The organism is Burkholderia sp. KL41 (genome assembly GCF_057005415.2).
The window spans coordinates 2,888,296-2,903,738 of sequence record NZ_CM174447.1 but is presented as its reverse complement, the minus strand read 5'-3'; the positions used below and the strand labels follow the sequence as shown (position 1 = coordinate 2,903,738).

13 protein-coding genes are annotated in these 15,443 nt (G+C 69.6%); 5 read left to right on the top strand and 8 right to left on the bottom strand.

Translation table 11 applies throughout. The features are described from left to right. Position 1: 1 nt before the first annotated feature. The 3 genes from PQB87_RS30355 to PQB87_RS30345 are packed head-to-tail and all read left to right on the top strand — an operon-like array spanning position 2 to position 4,317. Positions 2–3,049 (top strand): DUF802 domain-containing protein, encoded by a 3,048-nt coding sequence (locus PQB87_RS30355; RefSeq protein WP_489243163.1) that lies wholly within the window; start codon positions 2–4, stop codon positions 3,047–3,049. Between the two features lie 3 nt (positions 3,050–3,052). After that, positions 3,053–3,697 carry an OmpA family protein gene (locus PQB87_RS30350; RefSeq protein ID WP_174413631.1) on the top strand — a complete coding sequence of 215 codons (645 nt, stop codon included), beginning with the start codon at positions 3,053–3,055 and terminating at the stop codon, positions 3,695–3,697. Beyond that, on the top strand, positions 3,694–4,317 hold the full coding sequence (locus PQB87_RS30345) for a DUF2894 domain-containing protein (RefSeq protein WP_048020256.1): 624 nt from the start codon (positions 3,694–3,696) through the stop codon (positions 4,315–4,317). The genes PQB87_RS30350 and PQB87_RS30345 overlap by 4 nt, the downstream gene beginning before the upstream one ends. Positions 4,318–4,351: 34 nt before the next feature. Here the strand turns inward: PQB87_RS30345 and PQB87_RS30340 are convergent, their stop codons facing one another. Next, entirely contained in the window at positions 4,352–4,855 is a 504-nt protein-coding gene (locus tag PQB87_RS30340) for a DM13 domain-containing protein (protein ID WP_027790874.1), read from the bottom strand. A gap of 248 nt (positions 4,856–5,103) precedes the next feature. Here PQB87_RS30340 and PQB87_RS30335 point away from each other — a divergent pair, with 248 nt between their 5' ends. Continuing rightward, positions 5,104–5,409: a DUF4148 domain-containing protein gene (locus PQB87_RS30335; RefSeq protein ID WP_489243162.1), complete on the top strand. Its 306-nt coding sequence runs from the start codon at positions 5,104–5,106 to the stop codon at positions 5,407–5,409. A gap of 79 nt (positions 5,410–5,488) precedes the next feature. On the opposite strand, the gene PQB87_RS30330 is transcribed toward PQB87_RS30335, so the two are convergent. The 4 genes from PQB87_RS30330 to PQB87_RS30315 form a co-directional block, all read right to left on the bottom strand. After that, positions 5,489–6,061 carry an NADPH-dependent FMN reductase gene (locus PQB87_RS30330; protein WP_489243161.1) on the bottom strand — a complete coding sequence of 191 codons (573 nt, stop codon included), beginning with the start codon at positions 6,059–6,061 and terminating at the stop codon, positions 5,489–5,491. A gap of 54 nt (positions 6,062–6,115) precedes the next feature. Next, positions 6,116–6,793: a histone acetyltransferase gene (locus PQB87_RS30325; protein WP_489243160.1), complete on the bottom strand. Its 678-nt coding sequence runs from the start codon at positions 6,791–6,793 to the stop codon at positions 6,116–6,118. A gap of 759 nt (positions 6,794–7,552) precedes the next feature. Further along, a complete protein-coding gene (locus PQB87_RS30320; RefSeq protein WP_111939098.1) occupies positions 7,553–8,836 on the bottom strand; it encodes an isoprenylcysteine carboxylmethyltransferase family protein in 1,284 nt (427 codons plus the stop codon). 120 nt (positions 8,837–8,956) lie between these two features. Further along, complete coding sequence (locus PQB87_RS30315; RefSeq protein WP_489243159.1) at positions 8,957–11,143, bottom strand: collagen-like triple helix repeat-containing protein; 2,187 nt, start codon at positions 11,141–11,143, stop codon at positions 8,957–8,959. Between the two features lie 359 nt (positions 11,144–11,502). Here PQB87_RS30315 and PQB87_RS30310 point away from each other — a divergent pair, with 359 nt between their 5' ends. Next, the gene (locus tag PQB87_RS30310) at positions 11,503–11,901 is read left to right on the top strand and encodes a carboxymuconolactone decarboxylase family protein (RefSeq protein ID WP_059687689.1); all 399 of its coding nucleotides are present in this window, start codon (positions 11,503–11,505) and stop codon (positions 11,899–11,901) included. 73 nt (positions 11,902–11,974) lie between these two features. Here PQB87_RS30310 and PQB87_RS30305 read toward each other — a convergent pair whose 3' ends face one another. From PQB87_RS30305 to PQB87_RS30295, 3 genes are read right to left on the bottom strand one after another with little or no spacing between them, the layout of a single operon-like run. After that, the gene (locus tag PQB87_RS30305; protein ID WP_153489941.1) at positions 11,975–12,961 is read right to left on the bottom strand and encodes an alpha/beta fold hydrolase; all 987 of its coding nucleotides are present in this window, start codon (positions 12,959–12,961) and stop codon (positions 11,975–11,977) included. 7 nt (positions 12,962–12,968) lie between these two features. Next, positions 12,969–14,534, bottom strand: a complete 1,566-nt coding sequence (locus tag PQB87_RS30300) for a flavin-containing monooxygenase (protein ID WP_489243158.1) — start codon at positions 14,532–14,534, stop codon at positions 12,969–12,971. Next, a complete protein-coding gene (locus tag PQB87_RS30295; RefSeq protein WP_021163138.1) occupies positions 14,531–15,433 on the bottom strand; it encodes an SDR family NAD(P)-dependent oxidoreductase in 903 nt (300 codons plus the stop codon). Before PQB87_RS30295 ends, PQB87_RS30300 begins: the two co-directional genes overlap by 4 nt. Between the last annotated feature and the right edge of the window lie 10 nt (positions 15,434–15,443).

Here is a 15,443-nt window from a genome sequence, read left to right as displayed (position 1 = left end):
TATGTCCAGAATTCGCCTTGATCTCGTTGTCTTCGTCGCCGGTCTGCTCGCTGTGGGCTGGATCGGCGTCGGCTATGTCGCGTCGAACCCGCTGGCGTCGGCCGTCACGCTGCTGATCGCCGCGTGCTACGTCGCCGGCGCATGGGAACTGCTGCGCTACCGGCAGGCCACCGCCACGCTGTCGCACGCGGTCGCCGGCCTGACCGAGCCGCCCGCGAAGCTCGACACGTGGCTCGACACGCTGCACCCTGGCCTGCGCGGCGCCGTGCGCGCGCGGGTCGAAGGCGCGCGCGTCGCGCTGCCGGGCCCGTCGCTCACGCCTTATCTCGTCGGCCTGCTCGTGCTGCTCGGCATGCTCGGCACGCTGCTCGGGATGGTCGTCACGCTGAAGGGCACGGGCGCCGCGCTCGAAAGCGCGACCGATCTCGACGCGATCCGCGCGTCGCTGATCGCGCCGGTGAAGGGCCTCGGCTTCGCATTCGGCACGTCGATTGCCGGCGTCGCGACGTCCGCGATGCTCGGCCTGCTGTCCGCGCTCGTGCGCCGCGAGCGGATCGACGCGGCCCAGCAGCTCGACGCGAAGATCGCGACGACGTTGCGTGTGTACTCGTCCGCGCATCAGCGCGACGAATCGTTCCGGCTGCTGCAGCGCCAGGCCGACGTGATGCCGGCGCTGGTCGACCGCCTGCAGACGATGATGACGTCGCTCGAGGCGCGCAGCGTCGCGCTGCACGATCGCCAGATCGAGAGCCAGCAAGCGTTCTTCGATCGGACCGAGCGCGCGTATGCGGGCCTCGCGTCGAATGTCGGGGACGCGCTGAAGGAAAGCGCCGCCGAAAGCGCGCGCGTGGCCGGTGCCGCGCTGCAGCCGGTCGTCGCCGCGACGATGACGGGGCTCGCGCAGGAGATGGCCGCGCTGCGCGACACCGTGACGGGCGCCGTGCAGCGTCAGCTCGACGGGCTGACGGACGGTTTCGAGAAGACCACCGGCAACGTGACGGCCGTCTGGAGCCGCGCGCTCGACGAACAGCGCCGCGCGGGCGACGCCGTCGCGCAGCAGTTGCAGACGACGCTCGGCCAGTTCACCGAGACCTTCGCGCAGCGTTCGACGGACCTGCTCGACGGCGTCGCGACGCGCCTCGAATCGACCGAAGGCCGCCTGTCGGATGCCTGGCGCGATGCGCTGGCGCGCCAGGAGCAGGTCGGCGAGACGCTGGCCGGCCAGCATGCGCGTGCGCTGGGCGAGGCCGCCGCGACGTTCGAACGCCATTCGGGCGCGACGCTTGCCGCGATGCGCGAGTCGCACGCGGGGCTGCAGACCGAGCTGGCCGCGCGCGACGAACGGCGCCTCACCGCGTGGAACGAATCGCTCGCCGCGATGGCCGCGAAGCTGGGCGACGAATGGCAACGCGCGGGCGAGCACAGCGCAGGCCGTCAGCAGGAAATCTGCGACGCACTGGCGCAAACGACGCGCGACCTGACCGCGCAGGCTTCGGCTTTCGAACAGCGCTCGAACGATCTGCTCTCGACGATCCGCGAGTCGCACACGGGCCTGCAGACGCAACTGGCGGCGCGCGACGAAGAACGTCTCACTGCGTGGAACGAATCGCTGGCCGCGATGGCCGCGAAGCTCGGTGACGAATGGCAGCGTGCAGGCGTGCATAGCGCAGGTCTTCAGCAGGAAATCTGCGACGCACTGGCGCAAACGACGCGCGACCTGACCGCACAGGCTTCGGCTTTCGAACAGCGCTCGAACGATCTGCTCTCGACGATCCGCGAGTCGCACACGGGCCTGCAGACCCAACTGGCCGCGCGCGACGAAGAACGTCTCACTGCGTGGAACGAATCGCTGGCCGCGATGGCCGCGAAGCTCGGCGACGAATGGCAACGCGCAGGTGTGCACAGCGCAGGCCGTCAGCAGGAAATCTGCGATGCACTCGCGCAAACGACGCGCGACCTGACCGCGCAGGCTTCGGCTTTCGAACAGCGCTCGAACGATCTGCTCTCGACGATCCGCGAGTCGCACACGGGCCTGCAGACGCAACTGGCGGCGCGCGACGAGGAACGCCTCACCGCGTGGAACGAATCGCTGGCCGCGATGGCCGCGAAGCTCGGCGACGAATGGCAGCGTGCGGGTGTACACAGTGCGGGCCGTCAGCAGGAAATCTGCGACGCACTCGCGCAAACGACGCGCGACCTGACCACGCAGGCTGCAACGTTCGAACAACGCTCGAACGACCTGCTGTCGACGATCCGCGATTCGCACACGGGCCTGCAGACGCAACTGGCCGCCCGCGACGAACAACGCCTCGCCGCGTGGAACGACTCGCTCGCCGCGATGGCGGCCGCGCTGCGCGACGAATGGGCGCACACGAGCGCGCAGGCCGCGACGCGCCAGCAGGACATCTGCGACACGCTGGCCCGCACCGCGAACGACATCACCGCGCAGGCGCAGGTGCATGCGAGCGACACGATCAACGAGATCGCGCGCCTCGTGCAGGCTGCGTCGGAGGCGCCGAAGGCCGCGGCCGACGTCGTCGCCGAGCTGCGCCAGCGCCTGTCCGACAGCCTGGTACACGACACCGCGATGCTCGAGGAACGCAGCCGCCTGCTCGCGACGCTCGAAACGCTGCTCGGCGCGGTCAATCACGCGTCGACCGAACAGCGCACCGCGATCGACGCGCTCGTCAGCACGTCGGCCGACCTGCTCGACCGCGTCGGGGCGCGCTTCAACGACACCGTCGACGCCGAAACGCGCAAGCTCGACTCGGTGGCCGCGCAAGTGACGGCGGGCGCGGTCGAGGTCGCGAGCCTCGGCGATGCGTTCGGGATGGCCGTGCAGGTGTTCGGCGAGTCGAACGACAAGTTGCTGACCCATCTGCAACGCATCGAGGCCGCGCTCGAGAAGTCGCTCGCGCGCAGCGACGAGCAGCTCGAGTACTACGTCGCGCAGGCGCGCGAGGTGATCGACCTGAGCATGATGTCGCAGAAGCAGATCGTCGAAGACCTGCAGCAGCTCGCCGGCCGGCGGGCGTCCGTCGGAGCGTAACGCATGCACGACGAAATCGACGGCGGTGCGTCCTCCGCGCCGGTGTGGCCCGCGTTCGCCGACCTGATGTCGGTGTTGCTCGGCGCGTTCGTGCTGATCCTCGTCGGCGTGATCGGCATGCAGTTGCAGCTCACGTCGAAGCTCGAGGAAGCCGTGCGCGCGCGCCAGCAGGAAGCGCAGCAGCGCAAGTCGCTCGAGCAGGCGCTCGCCGGGCCGCTCGCGGCCGGCCGCGTGACGCTCGTGAACGGACGCATCGGCATCAGCGGCAACGTGCTGTTCGCGCTGAACTCCGACCAGTTGCAGCCCGCCGGCCGCGACCTGCTGAAGACGCTGGCCGCACCGCTCGCCGCCTACCTGAAGACACGCGACGAGATCCTGATGATCAGCGGCTTCGCCGACGACCAGCAGGTGCATGCCGGCAACCGCCAGTTCGCGGACAACTGGGAACTGTCGGCCAAGCGCGCGTTGACGGTCACGCGCGCGCTGATCGACGCCGGCGTGCCGGCGTCGTCGGTGTTCGCGGCCGCGTTCGGCTCGGAACAGCCGGTCAGCTCGAATGCGGACGATGAAGGCCGCGCGAAGAACCGTCGCGTGGAGATCGCGCCGGTGCCGCGCAAGTCGGCATCGAACGGAGGGAACGCGAAGTGACCGACGACGCGACGCACGTTCGCGCTACGCTCGACGCATGGCGCGAGCAGGGCGCCGACCGGCTCGACCCCGTGCGCTTTCTCCGGATCGACGCGCTCGAGCGGCGTGCGGCCGCGCTCGAAGGCAACGCGCGCGGGCTGCTCGACGCGCGGCTCGCCGCGCTGATCGAAGGCTTCGCGGCGGTCGTCGCGCGGGCCGACGAAGCGAAGGCCGCCGCGAGCGGCATCGCGCAAGCCGACGATGGTGCGGCCGGACGCGGCCCGTCGCTGGCGGCGCTCGTCGAACGGCTCGGCCGCGATGCGCAGGCCGACCGGCGCGGGCTCGATCCCGAGCTGGTCGACTACTTCCGCACGATGTGGTCGAAGGTCCGCACCGAACAGCAATACCGCCAGTCGCTCGACCAGGTGCCGCGCAACGCGGGGCCGCTCAATTCGAACAGTCTCGTGCACCGGTCGCTCGCGACGATGCGCGAGCTGTCGCCGGAATATCTGCAGCAGTTCCTGTCGTACGTCGATGCGCTCGCATGGCTCGAGGATCTCGCCGGCGGCGGCGCGCAGCCCGAGAAGGAAGCCCCGCGCGCGAAGACGGTGAAGAAGGGCGCGCGCGGCAAGAGCCGGTAGCGCGCGGGCACGCACCGCCGCCGCCGGGGGCCGGTCACATCGACGTCAGGCCCGACGCCGGCGCGCTTTGATAGCGGGCCGCGCTGATGAATTTCGAGAAGCGTTCGCACCAGATCACGACCGACGTGTATTGCGCGGGATTCACGTCGTCGGGAAGCGCCACGACGAAATTGCCGAATGTCTTCAGGTCGCCCACGCGCACGGCGCGCGCCTTGATCGCGAGGAACGACGCTCGCGTATCGACGAAGGCCGGCACGAGATAGAGCTTGTAGTCGGGGCCCGGTGCGATGTCGCCCTCGAACGCGATCGACGAATCGGTGACGGTCAGCTTGCCGTCCGCCCAGTGCAGCGCGTCGCTGCCCGGCAGGTTGCGTTCGAAGCGGCCGGTATGGCGCGCGTTTTCCGCGGCCACTTGCAGTTCGACGGCGCTTGCGCCTTCCGTCGCCGTGAGGATCGGCAGCACGTAGATGCCCGCGGCAAACGCCGCGAGCCCCGTCGCGAGATGCGACGCGATCAGTATCCAGATTCTGGTTTTCATGTCGGACCCTTTGAACGAAAACAGAGGGTGGCGCCGGGCCACATGCCGGTAGTCGCGCGAGCCGGCGGAATCTGACAGCCGTTCGGGTTTTCGTTCAACACGCCGTTACACGCCGTTCCTGCCGGCGTGCCGCGTGGCAGCTGCACCGTGACGCGACGCCGGATTTTTTCTTCGGCGAGTGTCATCTTTGCGCGCGCGGCTCGACTCACTCTCCGTCGACAACGTCGTCGATGCTCAGGAGAGATCAGATGAACAAGCTTGCCCTGTATGTTCTCGCGACGGTTGCCGCGACCGCTTCCGTTTCCGCGTGGGCCGCGCCGCAGTCCACCGTGACGCGTGCGGAGGTGAAGGCCGAACTGGCCGCCCTGCGTGCGGCCGGCTACCGCCAGAACGGCGAAGACCCGTACTATCCGGCGCGGCTGGCGGAGGCGCTGAAGAAGGTCGGTTCGACCGGCACGTCGGCGGCCGATACCAGCGGATACGGCATGGCGGCACCGGCCGCGAGCGAATCGGGTCCGATGGCGGCCGACAGACCGATCTATCGCGGACGATGATCCGTGCCGGACGTTGCGCCCGTCGATGGGCGCGGCGTCCGATTGATCCGGACTGCGATGGATTTCCGGTTACGCAACGTCAGCGTGTTGACGCGCCTTCGGTAATCTCCGCGCCGAGCGCGTGCAACGCCTCGACCAGCGCCGCCGCGAACGGCGGATGCGCGGCGATGCCTGCCGCGTCGAGCTGGCTGCCGAGGATCGGGAGCGTGATCGACGCGCGCTCGACGATGCGCGCCGACATCACCGACAGCGTTTCCCGCAGCGCCGCGTCCGCATGCGTCGCGCGCGGCGACGCGTTCAGCACCGCGACCGGCTTGTACACGAACGCTTCGCATCCCACGACCCAGTCGAGCGCGTTCTTCATCACGCCGGTCACGCCGTGCGCGTATTCCGGGCTCGCGATCAGCACGCCGTCGGCGGCGTTCAGGCGATCGATCAGGTCGCGCACCCCGGCCGGCGACGGATATTCTGCGTCGGGGTTGAACAGCGGAAATTCGCCGAGGCGATCGAAGCGCGTGATGTGTGTCCCGGGCGGCGCGACGCGTGCCGCCGCATCCAGCAGCGCCGCGTTATACGACTGCGCGCGCAGGCTGCCGCATAACGCGACGATGTCGATGCGGCGCTCGGAATCGGGTTGGAGTTCGGTAGCCATCGAGGAGCGTGTCGTTGGGTGGTTTGCGCGATGGGGGCGCGCGGGCCCGACGGATTATCGCATCGGTGCACGGGCGGAGTGGCGCGCTTTTGCGCCCCCGAGCAAGCGGTGCGGTTCGCGCCTTTCCCGCGGAAATCCCGGGTGGCGACATTCTGCGGCGACGACGTCGGCCATCCCGGCCGCGCGCGCGAATGCGCCGATTTCCCACCCGTTGCCGAGCAGCAGGCGACGCGTATGCAGCGCGCCGTGCACGTCGTCGGCAACGGCTTCGCCCAGATAGCGCAGCGCGCGGCCTTCGATGTCGACGAAGCCGTGTCGATAGTCATGGGCCAGCGCGGTCCACAGCTGCGCCGCGCCGATCGACTGACGTGCGCCGCTGATCAGGCACAGGCCGGCGTCGAGTCCCCATCGATACAGCGTCGTCGCGAGGCCCTTGCGTTGCGACGTGCCGCGCAGCCGCGTGTGCGGCGCGCGCAGGTAGCGGTCGGCGCGACGCGGGATTTCGGGCAGGCGGTTGAATACCGTATAGCCGGCGAGCTGGCGCGCGGCCGGATCCTCGACGTACAGGAAGTATTCGCCGTCGGCCTCGCGGTGGCGGACGATCAGGCCGGAGCGGCCGAGCGCGACGGCCGGCAGGCCGTGCAGGCGATGGCCCGGCTGGTGCAGGCGTGTGTAGAGCGAGTCGAGTTCATCGTCGATGTCGTGCTGGGAATGCTGTACGTCGATGCGCATGGCAAAAGGCGCCCGTCCCGGGCGGTCCGAGAAAGTGGTTCATCGCAAGAGGGGGGAGGAATGGGTGCGGCCCCCGGGCTCGGCGAAGCGAGCCGGGGCCGCGAATCAGCTGGGGATGTGCTGGAAACCGGCGGCGATCGCGGCGAGGCCCGCGATGCAGAGTGCGAACAGGATCAGGACTTTGTGAATCACGTCTCTCTCCTCATGAATGCGCGGCGCCGAAGGGCGGTGCCGCGGAGACGGTGACGGCGGGCACGGCCCGCGCGGCCGTCGTGCGCGACGACGGTCGGGTGTCCGGGCGACCGATCGGGCGCGGACGGCCAGCACCATACGCGAGGCGTCGGGAGCGGGCAATCGTATCGGTGGAGAAAAGCGACGAAACGCGGAGAATCGCATCGTTTCGCGACAATTGGCCGCATGGACGCATGCCGTAGCCTGAGCGGCGGGTGGGCCAGCCGGACAGTCGCTGCCGGGTAGTGCGCGCATGGCCGGTGCCGTCAATCGGCCACCGCGCTCGTAGAGCGAAGCGATGTAACCGCCGGGCAGCGGACGAAGCGCGACGCGTGCGAAGCCGAGTGCCTCGTAGTACGCACACAGCTTCGCGTTGCGCCGATCGCAATCGAGTCGCGGCAGTGAGCACTGCTGCGCGCGTACCTGGTCGCAAGGGCGCGCGCATTGTGCCGGAACCGGCGAAACGTCGATGTGCGAACGCCGACGCAAGCGTGGGCGGGGCCGCAGGGCCCGCCTTGCGCCGCCGTGTCAGGCCGGCGCGCGCTGCCCGAACGCCTGCCTCATCCGCGCGAACAACCCGTGCTGCGCGATCCATTCGGCATACGCGCGATAGTCGGGGTCACGCATCAGGTGCCGTTCCTCGGTCTTCGCCCGCGTGTAGTAAATCAGGTTGACCGCGACGAGCCCCGCGCAGTGCATCAGCCCGACCTGCCAGCCGAGCGGCTCGACGAACGGTACCGACACCATCCAGTACGACAGGTTCTTCGTGATGTACGCCGGATGCTTCGTGAAGCGGTACGGGCCCGACGTGATGATCCCGCGGTTGGTGAGGTTCGAGAAACGCAGCCCGAACGAGATCGTGCACAGCGCATAGGTCAGCAGCAGCAGGATGATCACCGTGCCCCAGATCACGCGCAGCGTCGGGGCCGACAGCAGCCAGTTGTCCCAGAACAACGTGCCTTCGTAGCGGATGTAGTTGTTCGAGAACAGCGACCAGAACGGCTGGTAGCACATCAACGCGGCTACCCAGCCGAGCGTCGTCGGCTCGACGGTGCGCACGTGGCTGTCGAGGATGCGGAACGTGCACAGGTAGCCGACGGTGCCGAACATCAGGTCCATCGTGAACGACAGGTCGTACATGAACATGAAGGTCGCGATCGTCGCCGGTGCGTGCATCGCGTTCGCGAGCGACGCGGTCAGGTGATCGGCGTCCTTCGACAGGTAGACGGTCATCAGCGGCAGGAAGAACGCCTTCACGCCCCAGCCGGCCAGCATCTCGCGCACCGGCTTCCAGCTCGCGGGCCGCTCGCGGCGGAACAGGAAGCGGCCCCACAGCAGGTACGCGTCGTCGGTCTCGCGCTGGTGGCGATCCATCCACGCGAAGTAGAACGGCGCGGCGACGATCACATACGGTGCGAGCGAGCGCAGCAGCGACCAGAATGGCCGGTAGAACGCGCCGTGGTATTCGGGCAGCAGCCAGTAGATCGCGCCGATGCCCGCATAGATCGACGCCAACGCGCCGAGCCGAGTCGCGACGCGCGCGATGCCGAGCGGGCGGACGGCCTGCCGCGACAGGCCCGCGCTCGGGCGCAGGTAGACGCGCGAGATGAAGATTTCGTGCAGCGCGATCGTGCCGATGATCGCGAGGCTGGCGATGACCGCGCGCGTGGCTGCATCGAAAGTCGGCTGGCCGCGCGTGATCCACAGCGCGAACAGTCCGGCGGCGATGCCGAGCAGGCCGGCGCGCAGGGGCGTGGCGGAACGGGGTGGGCGGTCCTGGACCGCGGCGATGCCGTCAAGCGTGGAGTTCATGATCGGATCCTCGTACGGGTGAAGGCCGGCGCCCCCGCTTGGCGGGTGACGCCGGCCATCGGCCGGGCTTTGTATGGATGCGCGCCCGGCCATTGGCCTGTGGTTCTGATAGGTAAAGCGTTACTTCTTGGTGCCGCCGCCCAGCAGACCGCCGAGGAGGTTCGTCACCGGCGACAGCAGGTTGCCGGCGCCGCCCGCGGCACCGCCGTTCGAGCTGCCGGTCAGGCCGGCCGCCACGGAGCCGCCGCCAGCCGGCGTCGTGGCCGTGCCGGCCGCGCCGCCCGGGCTCGCGGTGCCGATGGCGCCGGCGGCGCCTGCCGGCGTCGTCAGCGCACCCGTCACCGTGCCGACCGGGCCGCTCGACAGCAGGCCGCCGAGCGTGCCCGTCACGTTGCCGCCCGGCGTCGTGACCGTGCCCGTGAGGCTGGCGCCGAGCGGCGTCAGCGAATTGACGAGGTTGGTGACCGGCGCCAGCAGGCCGCCGACACCCGCGCCACCGGTGCCGCTGGTGCCACTCGTTCCGCCGGTGCCGCTCGTGCCGCTCGAACCGAGGCCGCCGAGCGCACCCGTCAGCGAGCCGAGCAGGCCCGTGACCGGTCCGAGCGGGCCGCCGCTGCTCGCGCCGCTCGTGCCGCCCGAACCGCTCGAGCTGCCGCCGCCCAGGCCGCCCGTCAGCGTGCCGAGCAGGCCCGTGATCGGGGCGAGCGGGTTGCTGCCGCCCGTGCCGCTGCTGGAACTGCCCGCGTTGTTGTCGTGGACCAGGCCGCCGGTGGACGTCACCGTGTTGCCGAGCTGTGCCACGACGCCGCCGAGGCCGGTGCCGACCGGGTTGCCGGTTGCGCCGCCGACCTTCGTGCCGGCGAGGGCGAGGCCGTTGCCGAGTGCGCTCAGCAGGCCGTTGAGCGGCGTGCCGAGCAGCGTGACGCCGCCGAGCGTCTGCGTGGCGCCCGGCGTCGTGACACCGCCGGTCAGCGTGTTCGTGATCGGGTTGATCACCTTGCCGACCTGCGTCTCGAGCTGCTGGACCGGCGAGCTGTTCAGCGCCGTGTTGAGGCCCGACGCGGTCGAGTTGACGGCGCCGCCCACGGTGTTGACGAGATCGCCGACGAGCGTCGTGACCGGCGACAGCGGCGACAGCGGGCCGGAGCCGAGGCTCTTCACCGCGTTCCCGAGGTTGTTGACCGCGCCGCCGGCGCCGGTCAGCAGGCCGGTGGTCGACGTCAGCGTCGGTCCGAGCGGGTTCGCCGACACGCCGATCGAGCCGAGGCCGGCCGCGACGCCGTTGCCGAGCGCCTGCACGCCGTTGCCGAGGCTCGTGACCGCGTTGCCGACGCTGTTGGCCGTCGTCGGGTTCGTGCCGGGGATCTGCACGCCGCCGATCACGCCGCCGCCGTTTGCGACCGTCGTACCGACTGCCGTTACGAGGTTGCCGGATTTCTGGAGGACGTTGCCGAGCGGGGTGACGCCGGTGCCGGAGGTGCCGGAAGTGCCGGAGGTGCCGGAAGTGCCCGAGGTGCCGGAAGTGCCCGAGGTGCCGGAGGTACCCGACGTACCGGAAGTGCCCGACGTACCGGAAGTACCCGAGGTGCCGGAAGTACCCGACGTACCGGAAGTGCCCGAGGTGCCGGAGGTGCCCGACGTACCGGAGGTGCCCGAGGTGCCGGAAGTACCCGACGTACCGGAAGTGCCCGAGGTGCCGGAGGTGCCCGAGGTGCCGGAAGTACCCGACGTACCGGAAGTGCCCGAGGTGCCGGAAGTGCCCGACGTACCGGAAGTACCCGAGGTGCCGGAGGTACCCGACGTGCCGGAAGTGCCCGACGTACCGGAAGTACCCGAGGTGCCGGAGGTACCCGAGGTGCCGGAAGTGCCCGACGTACCGGAAGTACCCGAGGTGCCGGAAGTGCCCGACGTGCCGGAGGTACCCGAGGTGCCGGAAGTGCCCGACGTACCAGAGGTACCGGAAGTGCCCGACGTGCCGGAAGTACCCGACGTACCAGAGGTACCCGAGGTGCCGGAAGTACCCGACGTACCGGAGGTACCCGACGTACCGGAGGTGCCCGACGTACCTGACGTGCCGGAAGTGCCCGACGTACCAGAAGTCCCCGAACTACCCGAAGTCCCGCCCCCCGAAGTCCCCGACGTCCCACCGCCCGACGTACCCGAAGTCCCCGAGCTGCCGCCCGTCCCTGACGTGCTCGGCTTGATCGTCGGCGGGGTCGTCGGTCCATCGACCGAGCCGCAACCATATAGTGCGAGCAGCGACGAGACGGCCATCGTTACCGTCGTCTTCTTGAAGAGTGTGTGCATGTTGGCCTCGACATTGGAAGTGTGTCCAAGCCTCCTCTGCAAATTCCGCGCCACGATAGCATTCGCGAAACGGTGTCGCGCTTTATTGCGGGAATCGGGAATATCGGCGCGATTTAAACGGAGTAACGGCGCTTTCGCGCGACGGGCATGCTCGGTGCGCGGGCGCGGCGGTTGCGATGTTCCCGTAAGCCGCCGTAACGCGCGGCGCGATGTTACGTAGCGTTCGATATCGCGTTGCGCGGATGGCCTCGAACCGAGGGCCGCATCTTTGACGAAACGCGCCGGCCCGATGAACATGGCGCGAAATCCCCGGCTGCCGACGATGCCGACGCGGCCACGACTCCATACAGGACCCGGACATGAGCGAACAGGACAGGGAAAACGGCAAGGCGCGACGAATCGACGTGATGGGCGAGGCGTTCGTCGAGCGCGCGATGCGCGACCTCGACGGTTTTTCGCGCCCGCTGCAGAACTGGCTGAACGAGCACGCGTGGGGCAGCACGTGGCAGCGGGACGGGATCGACCTGAAGACGCGCAGCCTGTGCACGTGCGCGATGCTGGCGGCGCTCGGCCGCAGCACGGAACTGAAGGGTCACATTCGCGGCGCCCTCAACAACGGCGCGAGCCTCGTCGAGATCCGCGAGGTGTTGCTGCACAGCGCGCTGTACGCGGGCGCGCCGGCCGCGGTCGAGGCATTCCGCAGCGCGCGGGAGGTAATCTCGGATCTCGGGCTGTCGGTGCCCGACGACGAAGCCTGATTCGGCCACCGCTTCGGCTGCACGGCGGGCGCGGAATCAGGCCCGGTTTCGCTGGTTTCGCCGGTTTCCCGGCTCAGTGCGCGACGCGCGCTGCCTGCGGTGCCACCTCGGCCGGCGCGGCGGCGACTTCGAGCAGCCAGTCGGCGGTAGCCTCCGGAATCGTGACCGGCAGCATGTGCCCGCCCTCGACGACCTTCAGCCGCACGCGCGCCGATTTCTTCGCGAGCGCGTCGCCGTGCTCGCGCCAGTTCAGGATCGGATCGGCGCGGCCGTACAGCACGTCGACCGGCAGCGCGAGGTCCGCGTAGCGGCGTTCCATCGCGGGCAGGTCGACGGGGGCCGACAGCAGGTCGGTCGCCGTCGCGTAGAACACGTGCGGGCGCATCCCGAGCAGGCCGCCGCCCTTGACCGGGAAGTCGCGCGGCACGTCTTCCGGCGCGAACACCTGGCGCACGGCCTTGCGGCCGGTCAGGATCGTCAGCGGGATCGCGAAGGTCCACGACACGAAGCGGCGCACGAGCGGCGAGGGCAGCATCAGCGGCTTGAACGGCGCCGGCGGCTCGGTCTGCTGGTGCGACAGCGGCGCGATCAGCGCGAGCCGGCTCACGCGGTCCGCATGGTTGAGGCCGACGGCAAGCGCGATCGCACCGCCGAGCGAGTGGCCGACCAGCACGGGCTTGTCGAGCCGCAGCGCGTCGATGAACGCGGCGACCGTGCGGGCCTGCGCGAACACGTTCGCCTGCGAAGCCGCGCCGCGCAGCGAGCGGCCGGCGCCCGGGCGGTCGATGAGGATCACGCGATGCTGCTGCGCGAGCCGCGCGAGCGGCAGGTACGCGAAATTGCGCAGTTGCCCGGCGAGCCCGTGGACGAACACGATCGGCGGGCCGTTACCGTATTCGACGTAGTGGATGCGGTCGCCGCCGACATCGACGAAGCGGCCTTCGGGCGGAAACGCGCGCGTCACGCGACGGGCCACGTAACCGGTAAACAGCGCGAGCGCGGCGAGCACCGCGACGACGCCGAGCAGGACGTTCTGGATCAGATGGAGCGTAGGGGTCATGTCGGCCTCAACGGGGTTCGAGTGCGGGTTCGGCAACCGGCGCCGCGGCGGCCGTGCCGGCTTTCGCGCGGCGTTCGAAATGCATCGCCGAATCGGCGAGCGCGCTGAACTTCAGCGACGCGAGATCGCGCACGTAGTTCTGGTGGAATTTCCACGGCTTGCGATGGCCCTGCTTTGGCAGGATGCCGGCCGCGCGCTGGATGTAGCCCGAGCTCAGGTTGACGGCCGGCACGTCGCCGAGCTCGCCGGCGCCGAGCCGCGGCACGCACGTGTCGAAGTCGTTCGCGCGCATGTGGTTGAGCAGCCGGCACACGTAGCGCGCGATCAGCTCGGCCTTCAGCGTCCACGACGCGTTCGTGTAGCCGAACGACGATGCGAGGTTCGGCACGTCGCTGTACATCATTCCCTTGTACGACACGGTCTCCGGCAGGTCGACCGCGCGGCCGTCGACCGTGACGCGCGCGCCGCCGAGCATCTTCACCTTCAGCCCGGTCGCGGTGACGATCACGTCCGCGTCGAGCTGCTGGCCGCTCTTCAGCTTGAGGCCGGTCGGCGTGAAGCGCTCGATCTCGTCGGTGACGATCGACGCGCGGCCCGCGCGGATCGACTTGAACAGGTCGCCGTTCGGCACGAGGCACACGCGCTGGTCCCACGGCATGTAGCGCGGCGTCAGGTGCTTCGCGACGTCGAAGTCGGGGCCGAGCTGCTTGCTGGCCGCGCGGATGATGAACTTCTTCGTCTGGTCGGGCTTGCGGCGCGACACGTTGTACAGGTAAATCGTCAGCAGCACGTTCTTCACGCGCACGAGCCGGTGCGCGAGCCGGGACGGCAGCACGCGGCGCAACGCGTTCGCGATCTTGTCGCGCGCGGGCAGCGACACGATGTAGGTCGGCGAGCGTTGCAGCATCGTCACGTGCTGCGCGTCGGCCGCCATCGACGGCACGAGCGTGACGGCCGTCGCGCCGCTGCCGATCACGACGACGCGCCGGTTCGCATACGACAGGTCCTTCGGCCAGTGCTGCGGATGCACGAGCTTGCCTTCGAACGTGTCCATCCCGGCCCAGTCGGGCAGGTAGCCGGCGTCGTAGTCGTAGTAGCCGCTGCACATGAACAGGAAGCGGCAGGTGTAGACGAGCGTGTCGGTCGTGCCGCCCTGCGTGCGCTCGATGCGTACCGTCCAGCGCGCGCGGTTCGAATCCCAGTCGGCCGCGACGACTTTCTGGCCGTAGCGGATCGTCTTGTCGATGCCGTAGGTGCGCGCGGTGTCGCGGATGTAGTCGAGGATCGTCTGGCCGTCGGAGATCGCCTTGTCGCTGTGCCACGGGCGGAAGCTGTAGCCGAGCGTGAACATGTCGGAATCCGAACGGACGCCCGGATAGCGGAACAGGTCCCAGGTGCCGCCGATCGCATCGCGCGCCTCGACGATGGCCACGCTTGCGTACGGGCAGCGCTGCTTCAGGTGATACGCCGCGCCGATGCCGGACAGCCCGGCACCGACGATCAGCACGTCGAGGTCGCGGTTGTCGCCGGGGGCGGGCGGCGCGTCGCGCCGGTCGGTCGTCGTCGAGGTCATGCGGGGTCCTTGGTGGGCGTGGTCGGGAGCGCGGCCGGGACTTCCTTCGGGCGGAGGTTGCGGGCCCGGGCGCGGCGCACGTGGCGCAGCATCAGCCACTGGTAACCGGCACCGAGCAGGCGCGCGATCCTGTCGAGCCGGCGTGCGTCGGCGCCGACGAGCACGCGGCGCGCATTGCGCTCGACACCCGCGAGGATTTGCCGCGCGGCCTCGTCGGCCGTCGTCGCGTTGATCAGCCGGTTCGCCTGGCGGCGATGAGTCGCTTCGTCCTGGCCCGTGAGTGCATGGATGCTGGTATCGACGCGGCCCGCGTCGACGATGTTCGTCGCGACGCCGCCCGGATGCACGCAGGTCGCGCTCACCGGCGCGCCGTCGAGTTCGAGCTCCATCCGCAGTGCCTCGGTAAAGCCGCGCACCGCGAACTTGGTCGCGTTGTAAGCGCTTTGTGTCGGCATCGCGACGAGCCCGAACAGGCTCGACGTATTGACGACGTGTCCGTCGCCCGACGCGCGCAGGTGCGGCAGGAATGCCTGCGTGCCGTGCACGACGCCCCAGAAGTTGATGCCGACGATCCATTCGAGATCGGCGATGTCCGCGGTCTCGGCGCTGGCGGCCAGCGACACGCCCGCGTTGTTGAAGATCAGGTTGACCTTGCCATGCCCGGCGCGCACGAAATCGGCCCACGCGAACACCGCATCGCGGTCGGCGACGTCGAGCCGCCGCGTGCTCACGCGCACGCCATGCTGGGCGCAGGCGGCCGCCGTGCCGGCGAGCCCGGTTTCGTTGACGTCGGCGAGCGCGACCTCGCAGCCCCGCCGCGCAAGCTCGACCGCGAGGCTGCGGCCCATGCCCGAACCGGCGCCCGTGATCGCGGCGACCTTGCCGGAAAACCCGTTCATCCGTTGCTCC

Coding starts and splice junctions, on each gene's coding strand:
- PQB87_RS30315 (WP_489243159.1), bottom strand. CDS start 11,143: ATGCACACACTCTTCAAGAAGACGACGGTAACGATGGCCGTCTCGTCG.
- PQB87_RS30330 (WP_489243161.1), bottom strand. CDS start 6,061: ATGGCTACCGAACTCCAACCCGATTCCGAGCGCCGCATCGACATCGTC.
- PQB87_RS30335 (WP_489243162.1), top strand. CDS start 5,104: ATGAACAAGCTTGCCCTGTATGTTCTCGCGACGGTTGCCGCGACCGCT.
- PQB87_RS30320 (WP_111939098.1), bottom strand. CDS start 8,836: ATGAACTCCACGCTTGACGGCATCGCCGCGGTCCAGGACCGCCCACCC.
- PQB87_RS30350 (WP_174413631.1), top strand. CDS start 3,053: ATGCACGACGAAATCGACGGCGGTGCGTCCTCCGCGCCGGTGTGGCCC.
- PQB87_RS30310 (WP_059687689.1), top strand. CDS start 11,503: ATGAGCGAACAGGACAGGGAAAACGGCAAGGCGCGACGAATCGACGTG.
- PQB87_RS30355 (WP_489243163.1), top strand. CDS start 2: ATGTCCAGAATTCGCCTTGATCTCGTTGTCTTCGTCGCCGGTCTGCTC.
- PQB87_RS30295 (WP_021163138.1), bottom strand. CDS start 15,433: ATGAACGGGTTTTCCGGCAAGGTCGCCGCGATCACGGGCGCCGGTTCG.
- PQB87_RS30325 (WP_489243160.1), bottom strand. CDS start 6,793: ATGCGCATCGACGTACAGCATTCCCAGCACGACATCGACGATGAACTC.
- PQB87_RS30340 (WP_027790874.1), bottom strand. CDS start 4,855: ATGAAAACCAGAATCTGGATACTGATCGCGTCGCATCTCGCGACGGGG.
- PQB87_RS30300 (WP_489243158.1), bottom strand. CDS start 14,534: ATGACCTCGACGACGACCGACCGGCGCGACGCGCCGCCCGCCCCCGGC.
- PQB87_RS30305 (WP_153489941.1), bottom strand. CDS start 12,961: ATGACCCCTACGCTCCATCTGATCCAGAACGTCCTGCTCGGCGTCGTC.